Origin of the sequence: Streptomyces sp. NPDC053755 (genome assembly GCF_040677675.1) — a bacterium.
Classification (GTDB): domain Bacteria; phylum Actinomycetota; class Actinomycetes; order Streptomycetales; family Streptomycetaceae; genus Streptomyces.
The window spans coordinates 108,203-127,282 of sequence record NZ_JBFASK010000019.1; the positions used below are offsets into that span (position 1 = coordinate 108,203).

The window sequence follows — 19,080 nt, forward strand, 5'->3', positions numbered from 1 at the left end:
CGGCCGCTTCCCTCCGCCGCCCTCTACCGCTCATACGGCGGGGCGTTCGCCGGACGGCTCGGCAAGGACGATCCGAACGTGGGAGGGAGCGTACTTGCGTGCCTTCGCCGTCATCTTCGTCAGATCGAACCTGGAACGCGGTACGGCGACGTGGATCGGTACGGGCATCGCCTCGGTCCACGGAGCAACGGGCGCGCCGTGTGGCAGGGACGCGCCGGGGCGCAGCCGGGCACCGATGAGCGCGTACTCCTCGGCGGGGGAGGTCGACACCACGAACTGGGTGACGTCGGACCACGGCAGCAGAACCTCGCCGAATCGGGCGCCGGCCGCGTCGAACTGGAAGACTGTGCGTCGCTTCTCGAACCAGGAGACGATGAAGGGGGCCGCCGCGACCAGGACCACGCCGCCCTTCATGTCGAGCGCCCACCCGAGCAGCAGGGCAACGGCCAGGACGCCCGCGATCGCCCCCCACAGGAGCGCCAGATCCCGTGCGGAGAAGGGGTGGGTGACGCGGTAGCGTTCCCACCGTCCGCCCCGGCGGGTGGGCGGGAGACCAGATGTTCCATCGGCCTGAGACACAGTGCTGACCTTTCTCGATGAGGGGTTCGGCCGCCGCGCGGGCCAGGTCGGGCTGCCCACAGGGAAGGGCGGGACGGGCCACCGACGTGACGCCCCGGGTGTGCCCCCGGACCTCGCCGTCGAGTCGGGTCCGCCGACCCGTTCTCCCTGCGCCCCCACAGAGCGAGCAGTGAAGACACCCGACCTGGCTGCGCAGGGCCGGCCACGGGCCTGACAGACTCTGGCGCACAGCGCTGCTCTTCCGATGAAATCCTGTTGAAGGGGCTCCGGCAGCGAGTGGCACCGGACGGACGGGGCATGGGGATTCGACGTGAGCGTGCATTCACCCGATACGGACAGCGGTGCCACCGAAGCCCGGAGCGACCTGCGCATCGACCTGCTCGGGGCGGTCCGTGCCCGGCGCGGCGATGTGCCGCTCGCCCTGGGCCCGGTGCGACGACAGGCCGTGCTCGCCTCGCTGATCCTCCGGGCTCCCGCGTTCGTCACGTACCAGCAGCTTCTGGACGACATCTGGGGAGACGAGCCCCCTGGCACAGGACACCGGGTCCTCCCGAGCTACGTGTACGCGCTGCGAAAGGCACTGGACGAGCCGCGGGCCGCGGCGGAGCGTTCCGTCGTCCAGGGGGGACGCGGCGGCTACCGCCTCGCAGCCGAAGGAGTCCGGACCGACCTGGCCGAACTCGCCGAGGAGTCCGCGACCGCCCTGCGGGCGAAGGCCGCCGGTGACCTCGACGCCGCGCTCGATCACGGCGGCCGGGCCTTGGAACTCCTCCACGGGGAGCCGCTCCCTGGTCTGCCCGGCCCGTTCGCCCAAGCCCGACGACAACGCCTGGGCCAACAGCGGCGCGCGCTGCACCTCGATCGGGCGGAGTGTCTGGTCTTGCTCGGGCGCTGCCCGGAGGCCCTTGACACGCTCCTGACGGCACCCGTCACGCAGCCCTACGACGAGCCGTTCGCCGCCCTGCGCATGCGGGCCCTGTACGGCAGCGGTCGGCAGGCCGAAGCGCTCTCCGTCTACCGCGAGACGCGTCGACGGCTTGTCGACGAGCTGGGCCTGGAACCCGGGGAGGAGTTGCGGCGGGTGCACCAGGCCCTCCTACGCCGGGACGATTCCCTGCTGCTCGGCCGGACAGGACGAACACGCGCGGCGACGACCGTGGCCGCGGAGCGCACCGGGTGCCGGAACTCTCCGTCCACGCCGCCGGTTCCGGACGTTACCGGCCCGTCCGAAGGACCCGACGATCTGTCCGACCGGCACCGTCCCCACACGCGTCGAAGCGACCTGCCCGATCGGCTCCCTCCCCACACGCGTCGAAACGACCTGCCCGGCAACGCCGCCTGCCTCGTCGGGCGGGAGACGGAGCTCGCCCTGCTCACCGCCCCCGTGTCACCCGGGGCCGTGTCGGTGATGACGGTCGACGGCACGGCGGGCGTGGGCAAGACCGCCCTGGTGGTCCGTGCCGCCTGGTCGCTCGCCGACGCCCATCCCGACGGCTGCCTCTTCGTCGACCTGCACGCGCACGGCGCCGCCCATGAGCAGGTCGTCCCGCAGCGGGCCCTTCGCCGGATGCTGCGCGCGGTCCTCGGCGAGGGTGACGTCCTGCCGCCGCCCCCTCCACCCGGGCCTGCCGGCCCGACTGGGGAAGACGACACGGACGACCTGGCGGACCTCGTCACGGCCTGGCGTGCCGCCACAAGTGCGCTGCGGCTGCTTCTGGTCGTCGACAACGCGCGCAGCGCCGAGCAGGTGCGGCCGTTGCTCCCCGCCGGGCCGGGCAGCCGGGTCCTGGTGGCGGGACGGCAGCGCCTGACCGGCCTGGACGCCGATCTGCGGCTCACCGTGGAGCCGCTGGACACGGGCCCCTCCGTCGGCCTCCTCCGAGAACTCCTCGGGAAGTCCCGGGCCGACAGCGAGCCCGAGGCGGCGCGCGAGCTCGTACGACAGTGTGGCGGCCTGCCCCTGGCCCTGCGCATCGCGAGCGCCCGGCTGCAGAGCCGCCCGTCGTGGACCCTGGCCTTCCTGGCCGGTCGGATGGCCGACGGCACGGGCGGCCTTGACGAGCTGAGGGCCGAGGACCGCAGCGTGGAGGCCGCCTTCCGGGTGTCGTACGACCAGCTCGGTCCGGAACTCCGGCGAGGTTTCCGGGCGTTGGGCACGGCCCCCACCGTCCGCTTCGACAGCACCACCCTCGCCACCATGCTCGGTGGCTCCCGCGAGGACGCCGAGGGAGTCCTGGAGGACCTGGTCGACGCGAGCCTGCTGCAACAGCCGCAACCCGGCCGATACCGGCTGCACGACCTCGTACGGGCTCATGCGCGACGCGTCGCCTCCAAGGCACCCGAGGAGGCCGCTGCGAACCGCGACGCCGTGCTGGACCTCTATACGGCGGCAGGCCGTATGGCCAGCGACTGGGGCCCCAACTGCTTCCCGCCCCTTGCCGGCACCGCCGGTCGAGCCGTACCTGCATCGTCTTTCACCAGTTGGCGGGAGGCCTCGGCATGGCTGGACGCGGCGGAGGGAGAGCTCGTCGACGTGGTGGCCCATGCCGCCGCCACCGGCCAGGACGACCACGCATGCCGGATCGCCGAAGCCCTGGTCGACCACTTGGCAGGCCAGGGGCACCACCACGAGTGCCGTACCACGCTCCAGGTCGCCCTGACCTGTGCTGACAGGGCCACCGACTCGCGGATGCCGGCCGCACTGCGCAACTGCATGGGCCTCGTCGACGTCTACCAGGGGCGGTTCCGGCAGGCGAGCGCCTGGTTCACCGAAGCCCTGCGGTACGGCCGCGCGTTGGGCGACCTGCGGGAAGAAGCCCGGGCTGTCGCCGGGACGGGCATCGTGCTGGGGCAGCTGGGGCACCCGGAGGAGGCGGTCACCCGGCTGAACAGGGCGGTGGAGCTGGCTGCCGAGGTCGGCGACGACTGGCTCACGGGGGTCTCGCACTGCAACCTCGGTTCCCTTCACCACCGGCAAGGACGGCACGAACAGGCGCTCACGCACTACGACACCGCCCTCGCACTCGCCGAGAAGAACGGCCGGCCCAGGACGATCAGCAGCACCCTGTGCTTCTCCGCCGAACTCGCACTCGCCCTCGGCAGGCACGCGGAGGCCGCGCACCTGCTACGGCGCGCCACCGAACTGGCCGGCGATGTCGAGGACCAGCCTCTGCGTACGACGGCCCTGTCGCAGCTCGCCGCCGCGGAGCACGACCGCGGCGATCTCCGCTCGGCCGTCGACCTCCACCACGACGCCCTGTCCACGCTCACCCCGCACACGAGCACATGGTTGGAGATGGGAGTCCGCATACGCCTTGGCAGCACCTACACAGCGATGGGACGCCGCGCCGAGGCACGACGGGAGTTCCGTACCGCCCTCTCCCTGCCCGGAGCGGGTGACCACCCCCGCGAGTACCGGATGGCACATGAAGGACTGAAAGCCACGGCTGCTCATGCCCCGCCGCTGGGACGAGGAGGAACTCGAGGAACGTCCGCAGGTGGACCGCAAGGAGGTCGGGCTCCCTCCGAATCCGGATGACGCCGACGGCTGAGGGATGGCGGGCACACCGGGCCGTGAGGTTCGGCTCATGGAGTCGTCGATGTCTGCCGTCCGCGAAGAGGACGATGCTGCCCGTTGTCTCGCTTGGCCGGGTCGCTTCGCCACGCCCCGCCGCGCGGAATGAACGCGCAGCCCACAGAACCCACGACGCCAAGTGTGTCTCCCACCGGGCAAGATGAGAGGCATGGTCAACGGAAACACGGGCTTCACACTGCCGCGGGGTGCGACAGGCTTCTTCGTACCCAAGGACGGCCCCCTTCCGGAAACCGACCTGAGGGCCTTCCGGACCGCTCTGTACGCCGCTGCCCGAGTCGTCGCAGGTCAAGTGGGTGAGATCGAGGGCCAGGAATACCCCCGGACCTTTCACACCGCGTCAGTCGTCGATCGCACCGGCGAGAGCGTCATCCTGTGCCACGCCCATCACCCCTGGATCGCCTTCGCACACGAACGCCGGAACTGGTACGCAGAGGAGTTCCTCCCCCCTCCACCCTGGGCCTCTACCTTCGCGGAAGCAGGCTTCCTGGTCCTGAGCAGCGAGCAGCTCGCCACACCTCTCTCCGACGTGGACACTTCGGTGCTGTCACAGGCCGAGTGGCGCGACATTCGCTCCTACGGCATCACCACGTTGGGCGGAACGCTCTTCAACGCATGGGCCTGACGACCAAGCAGAGTCGTTGCATGACAGGCTTACCAAGCCTCCCAGGAGGAGGTGTCGGAGGCGGGGAGGCACAGAGGGCTCCCGGCCTGCTGAGGTCACGGCCCCTTGTCTCGCCTAGGCCGAGGGGCGCACGCGCGAGGGGCGCGAAGGGGGCGGACATGGTCCGGTTGGAGAAGGCGCCGACGAGGGTGAGACCTACGTTCCGGCGGAGTGTGTGGACCACGCTCACCGGCTGGGGGGCGCTGCTCAGTGCCGCCGGGGCGGTCGGCTGCGCGCTGTGGGGCGTCGGCCGGTATCCGCCGCTGGTCACCGAGACGGGCCTGGCCGCGCTGAGCGTGATCTTCGCCACCGCCTGGATCGCAGCCTCCCGCCGGGCCCCGCGACGAACCGGGCTTCCTCCGGTCACAGGCCGCGCGTTGGTGTGGCTGGTCGCCTGGCTGGTGCCGCTGGCCACGCTGGCCTGCTTCAACCTCGGGTTCATGGTGTCTTCGGAGTACGGGCGGGAGACCGAGCGCCTGGAAGCGGCCCGGTACGGGCAGTATTCCGTCACCGTCGTCCGGCTCGCAGGAGCCCCGGTCCGCGGGCACAACGCCTCCGACGAGCCGGTGTACTTCGAAACCGACCTCGTCCTGCGTATCCCGTACGACAGTGGTCCGCGCGAGGTGACCATGCCCAGCATGTACACCCGCTACGACCCCCCGAAAGCGGGCATGAGGATCGACGTCTACTACGCGCCGGGCGACGCCCGCCCGGCCTCACCCGTCCTGGAGGACGGCCGCCGCTGGGGCACGGGCGTGATCGGCTCCCGCATGTTCCTCGTCACGGCCTTCCCGGTCCTTTTTGCAGGGGTCGTCCTGACAGGGGCACTCTCGTATGAAATGCCGGGCAGAGTACGGCGGTTCACCCCATCCGTACACCTCCCCGCCCTCGGCATCCTCCTTCTCGGTCTGCTCCTCCTCCTGCCGACAGCCCTGGGCTGGGAGGCCGGCGGCCTGGCCCGCCCGGCGGCCTTCCTGTCCTGCGTGACGCCCGGGGCCGCGCTGGCGTGGATCTGGCGCTCGTCCCTCTGACGGATCGCCTCCGGAGTGACGGACCGGCATCGGCTGCGGGACTGGACTGAGGCCGGCATCTGGCCACGCCCGCACGCCGCCCTACTGACCGAGCTGCACCGCGCCGTCCTGCTGGACCTGCACGTCGCTCCGCGAACGGCCCCCGGTCGCCGCGCCGCTCCCGCCCTGGCCCCCGGCCGGGGCTCTTGCGTGCTGTGGCCGACCGTCGGGCCACCATCCCGGGCGGCCGCACCCACCCGGGGCGGGGGAGAGGGTACTCGCCTCGCATCACCCCATGCCTCGCTCGGGAGATGGCGGTGGCTGTCTCCGCCACTGGGTGCTGGGCGTCTGTCCCGTCGCACGGCGGACGGCGCGGCGCAGGCTCCGAGCGTCGGCGTAGCCGCTGCTCGCCGCTATGGAGTCGAGCGTCTTGGGTGTGGTGCGGAGCAGGTGCTCGACGTGCGCGATGCGGGCGCTCTCGAGCTCTGCTCGCCAGGTGGTGCCGTGTTCCTCCAGGCGGCGCTGCAGTGTCCTGCCGCTGACAGCCATATGTCCGGCGTGTGCGGTGAGGGTCAGGTCGTGGGTGTTCTCCTCGACGGCACCCTTGAGCGTGGCGCGGAACAGATCGAGCCAGCCGCGCAGGGGAACGGCCTGGGCGAGGCTCTGCGCGGCGTGACCGCGCAGAAGGGCGGACAGCCCGGGTTGCGCGTACGGAGTCGGCGCCCGGAGGTCCGTGGAGCGGAAGGTGACGGAGCTGACGGTGTGTTCGAACTCGACACTCTGCGTGCCGTACAGGTCGGTCAGGACGGCGTGATGGCGGGGGGCTGGGGCGGCGAGGGCGACGCGGACCGGGACCAGGGGACGCCGGCTCGCCTCACTGAAGCGTTTCTGCAGGAGGCTGAGCGCGTAGCAGCGGATGGCGGAGGCGATGTCGTCGGCCAGGTCCGCGGCGTTACATGGCTGATGGTGATCTCACTTCCTCCGTCGGACACGAGAAGCGTCTCCGTTCCGATGTCCGCGACGGTCGCGAGGTAGTCCATCCCGTCGCGAAGTCCTTCGAGCGGTGTCGGAGCAGAGGTGAGCAGGTAGTCCCAGACGCCCAGGTGCCCGAGGGGGCTTCGGTGGGCCATGAATGCCGCCACGTCGGTCCAGGGGGCCCTGGTGGTCATCAGCTGCCACAGGCGCACATTGGTAGCCGCCGGCGTGCGGTAGCGGTCATCGTTCAGGTACTCGGGCGCCATCCCCAGGAGTTGAGCGAACGTGCTCGGCGGAACGCCGAGCAGGGTGGCGTTCCGCGCGTTCAGCCTGGTGAAGGCGGCCGGCGTCGTGCCCCGGTGGTCCCCAGAAGCTTCTGGCGCGAGAGGTCCTGTCGGTGACGTGTTCGGTCCTGGAGAGTGCAACCTGCGCATATATAGCGTCGTGCCTGTCTCTGTGCGGCTTGTTCCGGTCCTTGGGGTCGGCGGCTGGAGCCGCGCGGGGTGCCCAACACGGGCAGGGTGGTGAACCGGCGGCTCCGGCCGTACAACTGCCGGCTTCGCCGGCTTCGCTGCTCGCATGCGGAACCGTTGTCCGCGTGTGAGCGGCTGCTGTCGTCGTCGACCCGTGCGTGACGATGATTGTGTCGCGGCTCTCTGTGGATGTCTATGTTCATGGGCGACTTGATTGTTGACTCGGTTCACACCTGCCTTAGGTGACTTCAAGGGGAGGGTGAAAGGCGCGATGAGTGATCGCATAGCGAGACCCGGGTGGGCGGCAGGAGAAGACGCCGCAGAGAGTGGACGCTGACGTAGCGCTGCAGCGCCGTCCGTGGGTCACCCTCACAGCAGACCTTTGCCGGTGTGGTGGGACTCTGCACGGTGAATCGCCGAGACCCCCTGGCTGGAAAGCCCACTGATACAAGCCGGCCGGGGCATCGTGGGAGGAGCGCGCCTCGAGAGGGCCGACGCCCGGTACATGTGACGGGGTGTCGTGTCCTGCGCGCGAAGCACGCCGGGTCGCTTACGCGGCACGAGCCTTTCGAGTAGCAGCCATGCAGAGATGATGACGCCAGGTCCCGGGACAGTAGTCCATCGGGACGCGGGCATGGATCCGAGGGCCGTCTGAAGTGCGGACCTACCCGGTGCGTGGCTGCCTCGACCTCGCGGCGGAAGCGCGGAATCGCCGGTAATGCCTGCCACGAATCTCCTCCCGTGCGCTGATGGCGACCGGCCGCCGCCGGGCCGCGCGGAGCCGCGGACCACTTCCGCCTCGCGTGGCACGGCTCCTGTCCGGCAGAAACCCGTCAACGAAGGAATCAACATCATGGACGACCGCCTCGAACAAGCTGCCGGCGTCGCCGCAGACTCCCCGCTGGAGTGTGCGTACACCGTGGGCAGGAGTTCCGGCATCGCCGTCGCTGACCCCCGCCGTCGCACCTGCGGCGGCTGCGTACTCGCCCTGGAACGCCCGCCGGCCGGACCGGTACGCCATCCCCATCGTGCTGACCGTTCCCCCGAGACAGCGGAGTCCGGGCTCGGCGACCAACTGCCCTACACGTGCTCACCTGGAAAGACGGAGTCGACGACGGCGAGCTGCCCGGGGACGACGGCTACCACTGCGTCGACAGCGCTCATACGGCAGCGATGGACCGAAGATTCGGCGACCGGCGACCGGCTTCTGGGCGCAGTCATCCATGCTGCGACCGGAGGCCGACCACATTCTGCGCGGCTTGCCTGCCTCGGCGGGACTGTCTGGTCACCGGCCGGGGGAGTGGTGACCACCCCCCACCCCGGCCGCCAACGCCGGGACGGCGCCTGCCCCGCCGTCAACCCGGCCCCCGCAGCTTCGAGGAGAACCCTGTGAACACCTCCATTCAGCGCCCCGCCGCGGTCACCGCCCTCATCGACACCGACAGCACCCCCGCGCCGGCCGCGTACACCGCCACCGTCTACATGAACTCCGCCCGCCGCAGCTTCGAGGGCCACCAGCCCTGCCACCTGCTCGCCGAGGCCACCCGACCCGACGGCAGCCCTCTGTGCCTGGTCTTTTACGCCGGCGACCGCATCCGCGGGCACGAGACCGCCGCCGAAGCCGCCTTCGAAGTCGGTATCCATCAGGGCCAGGACGACAACGGTCAGACCTGGCCCGCCGATATCCGGTCCGTCTCCGTCGGTGACGTCATCAAGGTCACCAGCCCCGACCACTGGATCATCCACCTCCGCGTCGACTCCACCGGCTTCTCCGCCGTCCCCGAGCCCGCTCACCTGACCGGTATCGCCGGCCCCCGCGCCGTCGGCCGCCGCTGACCACCGCAGCCGCCGCCCCCTACGGACCCAGGGCCGACCGCATACCGCGCCCCGTCCAGCGAGCAGCCCCCGGCCCGGCGTGCTCCGCCCCGCGCCTGATGCCGGTACGGCAAGCGCGGTGCCGTGGCCGACTCAGGCCCGAGCCCTGTCCGCCGACGACCACGGGCACCGTCACCGCCGCTGGAGGGTTGACGCCTTTCCTCCAGGAACCGTCATTCCAGACCAGGACGATCACCACGACCATCACCGCGAACCCCAGGTACGGGCTGATCAGCCCCAGCACGGGGACGGCGAGGAGGAAAGAGATGCGGGCACGGATGGTCGGCCACCCGCGGTTGCGGGGAGCTGCCGGATCCGGCGACGGGTGGGAAGGGTTCGGGCGGGCGGTGCATGGGCAGTGCCTTCTCCGGCGCTGGGGCATGACGGCCCGTGAGGTTCCTCGGGAGGTGTGGCGAGCGACCGCATCGTACAGAGTGCGGGTGGCACCCGTCGCACGGCATCGATGCCCCCCCCGTCATAGGCCCGTCCGCGCTGGTCACATCAGGCACGGACCCCATACCGGCCCCGTCCCCGGGCAATTGCCGCTCGAACACCTCCCGGCCGCAGCGGACAGTTCCGCCTCGACGGTGACTGAGGTGTGCGTGACGCCATCGCGGAGGTACCGGCCGGTCACCCTCTCTATGCATGCCGACGGTGCCGGCGCGCAGGCCAGCCGCGAGGCCATCGGTCTCAGCGGGAGAGCCGGGCGAGCCTCATCTCAGACTTGCCCGTCCCGCCACCGGACGCAGGCGCCCGCCCGGGGCCCGTGTGGGTCCATCAGGGCCGGGTGGAAGCGACGCAGCCGGTCATCCAGTTCGAGAACTCGCCTCACGGTGTGCTGTGAGACCTGGGCCACCACCGCTCAAGATCTACTTCCGGCGCACGCGCTACTAGACTGTGCGACCGTCGGCCCCGAGCGGCGCGGGGCACCAGGGGGCGGGGAACAGGATGTCCGAAGAACGTCACATAGCGGGGATGCTCCAGCAGATCGCCCGTCAGCAGGACATCGTCGAAATCGCCCCCCAGGGCACCACTGCCAAGGCGGCCGCCCTGGCGCACGTGGCGGAGCAGTACGGCTACACGTACGGCCTGGCGTACAGGACCGGGTTCAAGAACTCCCTCGTCCAGGTCCGGATGTACCGGGACCCCCAGCCCGAGGCGCGCGTGCGCGAAGCGGCCACCATCACCGCCCATCCGCAGGCGGGCAGCGGCGGGACGGTGCCGGGGCTGGAGCAGGGCCGGCTGAAGCCGCTCCCCGAAGCGGTCGGCGCCGTGGCCGTGCTGAAGGACCTCATCTCCTTCGACGTCATGGCCCTGTACGTCGCCGACCGGGGCCAGAAGGTGAAGTGCTACCTCGCCTGCGTGGTCCTCACCGTCCTCCTGCTCATCGACAGGCCGCTGGTCGAAGCGGTCGCCTCCGGCGGGGCGGTCGCACTTCTCCTCACCGTGGCGTTCAAGGTGGGAGCCGTTCGCCGCAGGACGATCGCACAGCGTCTGACGGCCGCCGGGTTCCTCGTGGTGCGCGACGAACAGGGCCAGCGGTTTCTGCGCCCGAGGCAGTAGTCGTCCGGCCGTAGACCGCGGGGCCAGGCGGGGCCTCACACCGGCGGCAGCGACCGCCCCGGTCCCGACCGGGCATGGACTGGTAGGGACCGGGCCGCGGACCACCCGAGGGCAGACCGTCTCCTACGGCCCATCCGTGCCCAGCACCCGCCGTGCAGCCTCGATCAGCCCCTACTCGGACACCTTCGCCGACATCGCCCACACCCAGCCCTGGCAGATGCGCTCCGCGGTTCCCCTCCTGTCACTGCGGCGAGCCGACGCGGGCAACGGCCCCGTACGGCATGTGCGGCCACTCGTAGGTGTCTCAGGCCTCGGCTGAGTAGGCCAGGGGCCCGGCGGACAAGGTGAGTCACCGGGATGCGGCGTTGGACAGGCCGGGGGAGGCGGTGGGCTCGTAGGGTCGCGGTACATTTCCGACAGGACGGACGGTGTGGTGCCCTGGTGGCCCCGCGTTCTTCGCACGGCGCGGGGCCACAGCCATGCGCTGGCGTCTCGCCTGTTGTCAGGTACCGAGCCGCTTGCGGCGGTTGCTGCATTGTTCGATGCCGGTCTTGAGGGAGCCCCGGCAGCCGCGCTGGTGAAGAGGCGCTCCTGCACGTCCCTTCGCGTCACCGGCCGGGTCCACCGACGGCATGGCGAGGGCTTCCTTTTGTGACGGCTGGTGCGGTGATGCCCGGTGGGGGATCGACGCTTGCCACCTCCGCGAGATTCGTAGCCCTTCGTGGGCTAGAACAGGGTCGCCGTCTGCGTGATGGCGCCGGCCGGGATCGCAACAGCCCTGGCGGCGAACCGGTACGGCCGGGCGGGCCGACCGCGCTCATACCGGAGACGCTCCGGGCCAGGAACGGTAGCGGCCGGACGGGTCTCTCCGGTGATGGCCACCAGTTCGGCACGACGAGGCGGTGGCGTCGTCGTAAGCCCGAGCATCACACCGATGGGGAGATGTCCCCCTCGGGCGCTGCCACCGGAAGCAGCGCCGGCCGCTTGGCCTGGCGGCCGTCGCCGGAGGAGCGGCCACGAAGGCGGCGGCCGACCCAAGGGCCGAGGAAGGTGCCGGCCCAGCGCAGTTCGGCACCCGCGGTCCTCCAGACAGAGGTGTCCGTCCCCTCGGCGGGAAGGGGATGGGTCCACTTGTCGTCGCTGCCCGGCAGGCCGAGCGCCTGGGCCACGGCAGCCGCGATGCGCGTGTGGCCCAGCGGGCCGGCGTGCAGCCGGTCAGCACTCCACAACCGCGGATCGGTCGCCGCCGCGTGCGCGGCCGTCTCCGCCACCACCACGCCGTGGCGGTCGGCGGCCTCCCGGATGCGCGCGTTGAGCGCGAGAACACGGTGACCGATCGGGCGGGCCAGTGGCGTGATACGCCCGACATCGGGAAACATGAGGGTCGCGACGGTGGCGCCCTGCGCGGTGAGGGCGGCGAACATCGCTTCAACATGGTCGGCCACCTCATCGAGGTCGCAGCCCGGGCGCAACACGTCGTTGACCCCAGCCACCACGGTGGCAAGGTCGGGCCGCATCGCGAGAGCCGGAGCCAGTTGTTCGGCGTGCACCTGACCGGCTTTACGGCCGCGCACCGCGAGGTTGGCGTAAAGCAGGCCGGGGCTGTGGTGGGCGACCTGCTCGGCGAGCCGGTCCGCCCAGCCACGAAGGCCACGGTCGTCGTCGCCGTCCCCGAGTCCCTCGGTATGACTGTCGCCCAGGGCGACATAGCGCAGATACCCACTGCTGGACACGGGGCCGACCGCCTCTCGTCAACGCTGCTGATGGAAGTGGCGCACGGCCATATTGGGCAACTAGACACCTAGTCGCATTGTTGAGTATAGGGGGAGCTGTGGGTTCACCTGCCTACAACGCGTGGACACCTGGTCGGCGCGGTGGTGGTCTGCGTTCAGGGCGGTGGGGTGTCAGCCGTCCGTGGTGACGGTGTCCTCTTGAGGGGACGCGCTCGAGAGGGCTGGCGAGAAGGCCGGTCGGTGTCTCGTCAGGGCCTTCGGGAACGGCGAAACCGATCCGGGCCAGGTCATCGACGCGGACGCTTCCGTCCGCTTCCCACACCATGCGGCCGTCCTACTCCGGGCCTCGATCGGGTCGGGGGACCTCGGCCGGGTCGTGCTCGTCGCGGACCTCGCCCGCGATCTCCTCGACGACGCAACGTCGTCGAACGCTGCTTCAGCCGCCTCAAGCAGAACCGGGCCCTGGCCACCCGCTACGACCAGCGAGCCGCCCACTTCCAAGCCATGGTCACCCTCGCCTGCCTCCGACTCTGGCTCCCATGACTTTCCGGACACGCCCTGGCTCTGGGCCCTATTCGAAGAGGGACATCACCCCGAGCACCCAGAGCCACACGTGCCCCGCCACACCCACGAAAAGGCCACCGCCCAGCACGACACCGCGCAGCGTCCACACCTTGGTGTCCGGCGCGATCCACTCGCTCTCCCCGTAGGAGGCCGGGTCGTCCCAGTCGACCGGGCGCCCGAGCCGCTCGGCGCAGGCGGCACGCACCGCGACCAGCTGATCCTCGGCGAAGGTGGTGGCGGCCAGCGTCTCGGGCCCGCGCCAGGCGAGGGCCTTCATGCGCCGCTGGGGCGAGTGATACCGCGCCTCGAAGGCGGCTGTCTCCTCCGCGCACCGGTCCTCCTCGAGGTACAGCCACCGCCCCGCCTGCGCCGCGTCCCCGTACAGCCGGTAGATCTCGCCGAGCCGCCGGCGCAGCGTCAGGTCGTGCGGGAACGACGCGACCAGCCCACGCAGTCGCTGCCGGGCCATCGGTACCCGCCCGGCGGCGAGATCTGCTTCGACTCGGGCGAGGGTGTGCAACTGGGACATGGACACATGATCGAGCACTCGACCCCGAGGACTCGATCGGTTTTACCGCGGCACCGCCTCTGTGCCGTTACCGAGAACCCGGACGACTGGACCACCGCCCGCCCGGCGAGAGGGGGGACGGGCTGATGCGTCATGACGGGTGAAGGATGCGGCAACCCGCGGGCCCGTTCCTCACCGGGAAGCCCTCCGGCGAGAGGTGCGTAGGTCAGTTTCCGCCGTACTTGCGGTGGTAATCACCGTCGTTGTCGTAATTTCCGTCGTAATACTCGTCAGGGTTGCCGTAGTCACGGTGCCACTCGTCGTCATTGTCGTATTTTCCGTCGTAATAACTGTCATTGTCGCGAGGGGCGCGAGGGCGGCCACCTGCGGTGTTCGGGCCGTTGCCGGGCTCGGCGGTGTACGCGGGGCTGGTGGAGTCGAGCGGTGTGGGCGGTGTCGGGGCGGAGCTGTCCTCGGGCTCGGTGATCGAGGCGGTGTACGAGTCGGAAGGGCTCTCGTCGGGTTCGGGGGACAAGGTGACGGACGGCCCGGACGGGCTCGGGTCGGGCCCCTCGGCAGAGCTGACAGGGAAGGCCACGAGGACGCCGGCGATCACGAGACCGGCGACGAGGTAGAGGGCGGTGCCCGTGGGGGGCGTGCTCTCGGCTCTGTCGGTGTGCTTCACCGTTCCCGGTCGGAGGGGAGCAGCGGTGTGCCCGGGCAGGTCAACGGGTCGGGAGGCCGAGGTGCGCTCGGAGCGGTCGGCACGCTCGGACGGAGTGAGCCACCGCTGCACGGTGCCATTGGGATGTGTCCGCCGCGCACCGGTCCACGCGTGCACGGCTTCGCGGGAGTGCTGGCGGGTGGCGTCGAGTAGCGAATCGTCGTCGGCCGACGTGAGGGGCTTCCCGCACTTCGTGCACTGCCAGTCCATCGATCCCCCCGGTTCTGTTGGTGCCAGGCGAGCTTAGGGCGGGTGTGGGCTCCCCAGGTACCCCGTAGGGAAGTTGGGGTCGGCCTGGCTCGCTCGCCACCCGGTCGGTCGCCCGCAGGCTCTCCGTACGAGGCGGCGGTCTCGGCGGGAACCGCCCCGGCCCCGCGGGATGTCCAGCCTTCCGCTGCTCGAACCGGTACACGCTGTCCCCTATGGCGAACGGCAGCGCGTACGGATCACCGCCCCCCGGGGCGCGGTCAGCGAGAGGCGGCTCCGCTTCGCGCCCAGCGGGCCGTCCTGCCCTTCCCGGCCCGGCTCCCGAGCAGGGGGCACGGAGCGGGGGTACGGCCCGCCGGGCCGTACCCCCCGTTCCGGTCCGGGCAGCCTCGGTCACTCGCCGTCCTGTCGGCTGTCGTCGCGGATGGGACGCTCTGCCCGTGTGTGCCTGGCTTCGGTGACCGCCGTGACAAGGGTGAACGCGGCGGTCGCGGTGCCCGCGAGGCTGCCGACCAGCTCGATGAGAGAGATCCACTGGCTCATGATCCGTTTCCTGTCCTGAGAGAAGGGGAGGGCCGGCCGGCTCCGGTGACGGAACGAATCCTGCGCTTCGGCCGCGCCAGGGCGGCGCGATGTGCTGTCCTGTCTGCTAGAGGGGTGACGGACAGGGGGCTGACCAGCGGTTCGGCGGCGTCGACGCGCGCCGTCGTAAGACACCTGGTGGACACCTCAGGGGGCGGGGGAGGGGGCTCAGTTGGCGACGGGGAAGCCGACCGACCGGAGCCTGTGGCCCGAAACGGGACCCGTACGGAACCTGCTCCTGTTTCTCGACAAGGTGCGGGAGGGGAACGGTCGCGAAGGGCTGCGCGGCATCGCCGAGCGCATGCATCTCTCGCCGACAGCGGTCAACGAACTGCTCCGTGGTGTGCGCTTGCCGGTCGACCAGGCCCAGCTGACCAGTCTGGTAAGGGCTTTAGGTGGCGGCTCGGACGAAGTGGCCAAGGGACAGGAGCTCTACAGCAAGGCCCGGAACGGGCGGGTCCGCCGCACCCGCCCGGCCGTGTCCCTGTACACGGAGTACATTCGCCAGATCGCCCCAGCCGAGCTCCACGACCGCACCGCGGAACTCGGCGAGCTGGCCGCCTTCGGTTCCGGCGGCCCGACCGAGCACGCCTACCTGTGGTGGCAGGCCCCCGCCTGGGCCGGCAAGTCCGCCCTGATGTCGTGGTTCGCACTGCACCCACCGCCGAACGTCGACGTCGTCTCGTTCTTCGTGACCGCCCGGTTCGCCACCCACAACGACCGGTGGGCGTTCCTGGAAGTCGTCGCCGAACAGCTCGCCGCACTGGATGGAGCCCGGGTGCCTCTCCCGTCCCGTGAGCTGCGTGAGGCGCACGTGACGAGGCTTCTGGACGAGGCCGCGGCGACCCGCCTACGGCGCGGCCGTCGACTCGTCCTCCTCGTGGACGGGTTGGACGAGGACCAGGGCGTGTCAGGCGGTCCCGGGACGTACAGCATCGCCGCCCTGCTGCCCGCGCGCGTGCCGAAGGGCCTGCGGGTGGTGGTCGCGGGCCGCCCGCACCCGCCGATCCCGCACGATGTGCCCGACGACCACCCGCTGCGCCGAGGCGGAGTGGTCCGGCATCTCGCGCTCTCCCGGCACGCCCAAGTGGTCCGCACCGCCGCGGAGCGCGACCTGAAACGCCTGCTGCACGGCGACGCCGCCGGCCAGGACCTCCTCGGTCTGGTCACGGCGGCCGGTGGTGGCCTGACCAGGACGGACCTCGCCTCGCTCACCGGCCTCCCCGGCTACGAGGTCGAGGACAGACTCCACGCCGTGACGGGCCGGGCCTTCACCACCCGCCCCGGCCTGTGGCAGTCCGAGGAAGCCCCCGACCTCTACGCGCTCGCCCACGAAGAACTCCAGGTCATGTCGAAGGCCGCGTTCGGCGCGGCCGGGCTCCTCCGCCACCGTCGGCGCCTCCAGGCCTGGGCCGAGACCTACCGGCAGCGCGACTGGCCCGCGGACACCCCCGAGTACCTGCTCACCGACTACCACGGGATGCTGCGGGCAGCGGCCGGTGAATCCGGCACCGGCGCGGCAGAGGCGGAAGCCGACATGCTCCGCTGCGCCTCCGACGCCGCCCGCCACAACCGGCAGCTCGACCTCTCAGGCGGGGACGCCGCCGCGTTCGCCGAGATCGCCACGGCACAGGACTTCCTTCTCGGACGGGACCACCCCGACCTCACGCGGATGCTGCGCCTGTCCATCCACCGCAACGAACTGGCGGAACGCAACACCGCCATGCCCGACTGCCTGCCCGCCGCCTGGGCGGTACTGGGACAGCCCCACCGGGCCGAGGCGATCGCCCGGTCCGCTTCGGACAGGTTCTCGCAAAGACGGGCACTCCTCTCCCTGGTGGAAGGCCTCGCCGAGGCCGGTGACCCCACCGGCGCCGAAGAGATCGCCCGCGGCTTCCCCCGGCCCGAGGAACGCGACGAGGCGATGGCCGCGCTCGCCCGCGGAACCGCGCGGGCCGGCGACGTGGAGCGGGCGGAACACGTGGCCGCCGGCATCGCTCACTCCGTCTACCGGACCACCGCCCTGGCCGATGTGGCCCGGGTGGCCGCTACCGACGGGGAGAGCGGCCGGACGAAGGCGAAGGCCCTGGCCGATTCCATCGAGGAGACAGCCCTCGGACTCCAGGACGGCTACCAGCGGGCACTCGTGTGGTGCGAACTGGCAGAGGTGCATGCCGCGACCGGCGACGAAGCCCGCGTCCTCGCGGCCACCGCCGAAGCGGAACGAGCCGTCCGCGCCCAGCCCGAGGAGACCCCCTGGCACCTCGCCTACGCCCGACTCGTACGAACCTCCGCCGCCGTCGGCGATCTCCCCAGGGCCCTCCGTATCACGGCGGCGTTCGGCGACTGGAAGTACCGGCGCGAGGACATGCTGGCCGGACTGGCCAAAGGCCTCGCCGCCGCCGGCGACTTCGACGGCGCCCGGACAGTCCTGGACGCCATCGACCCACCAGCCCCGGCTGGTACGGAGCCCCCCGAGGAAGAGTCGGAGGAGGTGAGCGCCCTGGCAGATGCGTTCCGGAAGGCAGCGGTGGCCGGCGTGACCCTGGATCTCGCCGTCGCCCTCGCCGCCGCCGGCGACCACGACCAGGCGGTGAGCCTCGCCCGCGCCCTCCCCAACCCCGCCGCCCGCGCCGAAGTACTGGCCTCGCTGGCCCGGGAACTCGCCGTCGTGGATAGGGCGAGAGCGACATCATGGGCGAAGGAGGCCGAGAACGCGGCCAGGGGCGGCACGGCCTCCAGCTCCCGGGCCAGGGACATGGCGACGATGGTCCGAGGCCTCGCCCGGGTCGGAGACCACGAAGCCGCCGAAACCCTGGCCCGCCGCGTCACCGACACGTACCAGCAGCTCACTGCCCTCGCCGTGGTGGCCCGTGAGCGACGAGACGCGGGAGAACACGAGGGAGGCATCGCCCTCGCCCGTATGGCCGTCAGCAGGACCGGCGACATCACATCGACCCACTACCAAGGGGTCGCCCTGACCGCCCTCGCGGAGGTCCTGACCGAGGCAGGCGACTGGGCCAGCGCCGAGCTGGCGGTCCGGCACATCGCCGACCACGAACAACGGGCCCTGGCACTGGTCACGTTGGCCAAGGCCACCCTCCGGCCGCACAGGGTGCCCGAAGAATCCGCGGGTGCGGCCCGCCGCACCGCCTTGCTCGCCGAGGACGCCGAACACCTGGCTCAGCAGGTCGAGGGAGGGGAGCAGCGGTGTCGGGTGCTCACCGCTCTGGCCGGCCTCGCGGCCATCAGGGGCGACCTCGCCCACGCCATGGCCCTGGCCCGACGGACCGAGCGGCTCGCCCGCACCATCGAGGACAATCCGCCGGACCAGCAGCTGGCGCGCCGCGCACGGGCCCTGGTGTGCCTCGGTGAGGTCCTGGCCGAGCACGGGATGTCCGACTGGGCCCGAGAGCTGGCCGAAGAAGCCGAAGAGCTCGCCCACGAGATCCACTTCGTGTTGAGCATGGCACTCGAACTGTCCTGTGCGGCGAACCTGTACACGGCCCTCGGTGACCACGACCGCGCGGATGCGGCCATCGCGGCGATCCCCGACCTCACGGAGCGCGCCAAGGCGTGCGCCCAGGCCATCGGCCCTGCCGCGGCCGGGCAGGCCAGTGCCGCTCGGGGCGGGCCGGGGAGCGCGAGCGGCCCCGGCATCCGCGACCGGGTGGCGGAGCTGGCCACCGCGGCGGAGACACTGATCGACCGGATGCACGCCCCGCACTCCCGCGTGAAGGCACTCGCGGAACTCGCCGCTGCGTTGGGGAAGGCCGGCGCCGTCGACCGGGCGTCCGCACGCGTCGCGGACGCGGAGCCACTGGTCCGCTTCCTCGACCAGGAACTGGCGCAGGCGATCACCCTGGCGAGCCTCTCCGACGTTGCCACCCCACCGCAGCGCGCACGCCTGCTCGCCCAGGCTCTGGCCGTCGGCCCGTGGCAGAGCGTTGTGGACCGCCTGGCGAGTGTCGCCCCGGACGCCGTCCGCACGGCAGCCGTCGAACTGTTCGGGTGACCGGAGCGGCGCCCCG

The 19,080-nt window shown here is 71.3% G+C and carries 14 protein-coding genes and 2 pseudogenes; 9 read left to right on the plus strand and 7 right to left on the minus strand.

The features are described 5' to 3' along the window. Positions 1-30: 30 nt before the first annotated feature. Positions 31-579 (minus strand): hypothetical protein, encoded by a 549-nt coding sequence (locus AB0K65_RS19670; RefSeq protein WP_365718161.1) that lies wholly within the window; start codon positions 577-579, stop codon positions 31-33. Between the two features lie 310 nt (positions 580-889). Here AB0K65_RS19670 and AB0K65_RS19675 point away from each other — a divergent pair, with 310 nt between their 5' ends. From AB0K65_RS19675 to AB0K65_RS19690, 4 genes and pseudogenes are all read left to right on the plus strand, one after another. Continuing rightward, a complete protein-coding gene (locus AB0K65_RS19675; RefSeq protein ID WP_365718163.1) occupies positions 890-4,117 on the plus strand; it encodes a BTAD domain-containing putative transcriptional regulator in 3,228 nt (1,075 codons plus the stop codon). Between the two features lie 205 nt (positions 4,118-4,322). Then, on the plus strand, positions 4,323-4,796 hold the full coding sequence (locus AB0K65_RS19680; protein WP_365718165.1) for a hypothetical protein: 474 nt from the start codon (positions 4,323-4,325) through the stop codon (positions 4,794-4,796). 212 nt (positions 4,797-5,008) lie between these two features. Further along, a complete protein-coding gene (locus tag AB0K65_RS19685) occupies positions 5,009-5,866 on the plus strand; it encodes a hypothetical protein (protein ID WP_365718167.1) in 858 nt (285 codons plus the stop codon). Positions 5,867-5,875: 9 nt separating this feature from the next. Then, positions 5,876-5,986 (plus strand): annotated as a pseudogene (locus tag AB0K65_RS19690) (IS5/IS1182 family transposase); the annotation flags it as partial. Between the two features lie 147 nt (positions 5,987-6,133). On the opposite strand, the gene AB0K65_RS19695 reads toward AB0K65_RS19690, so the two are convergent. Both AB0K65_RS19695 and AB0K65_RS19700 read right to left on the minus strand, forming a co-directional pair. After that, entirely contained in the window at positions 6,134-6,394 is a 261-nt protein-coding gene (locus AB0K65_RS19695) for a helix-turn-helix domain-containing protein (RefSeq protein ID WP_365718169.1), read from the minus strand. 251 nt (positions 6,395-6,645) lie between these two features. After that, positions 6,646-7,578, minus strand: coding sequence for an AraC family transcriptional regulator ligand-binding domain-containing protein (locus AB0K65_RS19700; protein WP_365718171.1), 933 nt, complete (start codon positions 7,576-7,578; stop codon positions 6,646-6,648). 1,104 nt (positions 7,579-8,682) lie between these two features. On the opposite strand from AB0K65_RS19700, the gene AB0K65_RS19705 reads away from it, so the two are divergent. From AB0K65_RS19705 to AB0K65_RS19715, 3 genes are all read left to right on the plus strand, one after another. Then, positions 8,683-9,129 (plus strand): hypothetical protein, encoded by a 447-nt coding sequence (locus AB0K65_RS19705; protein WP_365718173.1) that lies wholly within the window; start codon positions 8,683-8,685, stop codon positions 9,127-9,129. Between the two features lie 987 nt (positions 9,130-10,116). Next, the gene (locus AB0K65_RS19710) at positions 10,117-10,731 is read left to right on the plus strand and encodes a hypothetical protein (RefSeq protein WP_365718175.1); all 615 of its coding nucleotides are present in this window, start codon (positions 10,117-10,119) and stop codon (positions 10,729-10,731) included. Positions 10,732-10,867: 136 nt separating this feature from the next. Beyond that, the gene (locus AB0K65_RS19715) at positions 10,868-11,050 is read left to right on the plus strand and encodes a hypothetical protein (RefSeq protein ID WP_365718177.1); all 183 of its coding nucleotides are present in this window, start codon (positions 10,868-10,870) and stop codon (positions 11,048-11,050) included. A gap of 607 nt (positions 11,051-11,657) precedes the next feature. Here the strand turns inward: AB0K65_RS19715 and AB0K65_RS19720 are convergent. After that, complete coding sequence (locus AB0K65_RS19720) at positions 11,658-12,464, minus strand: SGNH/GDSL hydrolase family protein (RefSeq protein WP_365718180.1); 807 nt, start codon at positions 12,462-12,464, stop codon at positions 11,658-11,660. A 408-nt stretch (positions 12,465-12,872) separates the two neighbouring features. On the opposite strand from AB0K65_RS19720, the pseudogene AB0K65_RS19725 reads away from it, so the two are divergent. Beyond that, a pseudogene (locus tag AB0K65_RS19725) lies at positions 12,873-13,007 on the plus strand (transposase); the annotation flags it as partial. Positions 13,008-13,035: 28 nt separating this feature from the next. On the opposite strand, the gene AB0K65_RS19730 reads toward AB0K65_RS19725, so the two are convergent. From AB0K65_RS19730 to AB0K65_RS19740, 3 genes are all read right to left on the minus strand, one after another. Next, positions 13,036-13,557, minus strand: coding sequence for a DUF6584 family protein (locus tag AB0K65_RS19730; RefSeq protein WP_365718182.1), 522 nt, complete (start codon positions 13,555-13,557; stop codon positions 13,036-13,038). Positions 13,558-13,762: 205 nt separating this feature from the next. After that, positions 13,763-14,221, minus strand: a complete 459-nt coding sequence (locus tag AB0K65_RS19735; RefSeq protein WP_365718184.1) for a hypothetical protein — start codon at positions 14,219-14,221, stop codon at positions 13,763-13,765. A gap of 639 nt (positions 14,222-14,860) precedes the next feature. Beyond that, the gene (locus AB0K65_RS19740) at positions 14,861-15,010 is read right to left on the minus strand and encodes a hypothetical protein (RefSeq protein WP_365718186.1); all 150 of its coding nucleotides are present in this window, start codon (positions 15,008-15,010) and stop codon (positions 14,861-14,863) included. Between the two features lie 211 nt (positions 15,011-15,221). On the opposite strand from AB0K65_RS19740, the gene AB0K65_RS19745 reads away from it, so the two are divergent. After that, a complete protein-coding gene (locus AB0K65_RS19745) occupies positions 15,222-19,064 on the plus strand; it encodes a hypothetical protein (protein WP_365718188.1) in 3,843 nt (1,280 codons plus the stop codon). Positions 19,065-19,080 lie beyond the last annotated feature (16 nt).

Coding starts and splice junctions, on each gene's coding strand:
- AB0K65_RS19680 (WP_365718165.1), top strand. CDS start 4,323: ATGGTCAACGGAAACACGGGCTTCACACTGCCGCGGGGTGCGACAGGC.
- AB0K65_RS19695 (WP_365718169.1), bottom strand. CDS start 6,394: ATGGCTGTCAGCGGCAGGACACTGCAGCGCCGCCTGGAGGAACACGGC.
- AB0K65_RS19700 (WP_365718171.1), bottom strand. CDS start 7,578: ATGCGATCACTCATCGCGCCTTTCACCCTCCCCTTGAAGTCACCTAAG.
- AB0K65_RS19710 (WP_365718175.1), top strand. CDS start 10,117: ATGTCCGAAGAACGTCACATAGCGGGGATGCTCCAGCAGATCGCCCGT.
- AB0K65_RS19730 (WP_365718182.1), bottom strand. CDS start 13,557: ATGTCCCAGTTGCACACCCTCGCCCGAGTCGAAGCAGATCTCGCCGCC.
- AB0K65_RS19740 (WP_365718186.1), bottom strand. CDS start 15,010: ATGAGCCAGTGGATCTCTCTCATCGAGCTGGTCGGCAGCCTCGCGGGC.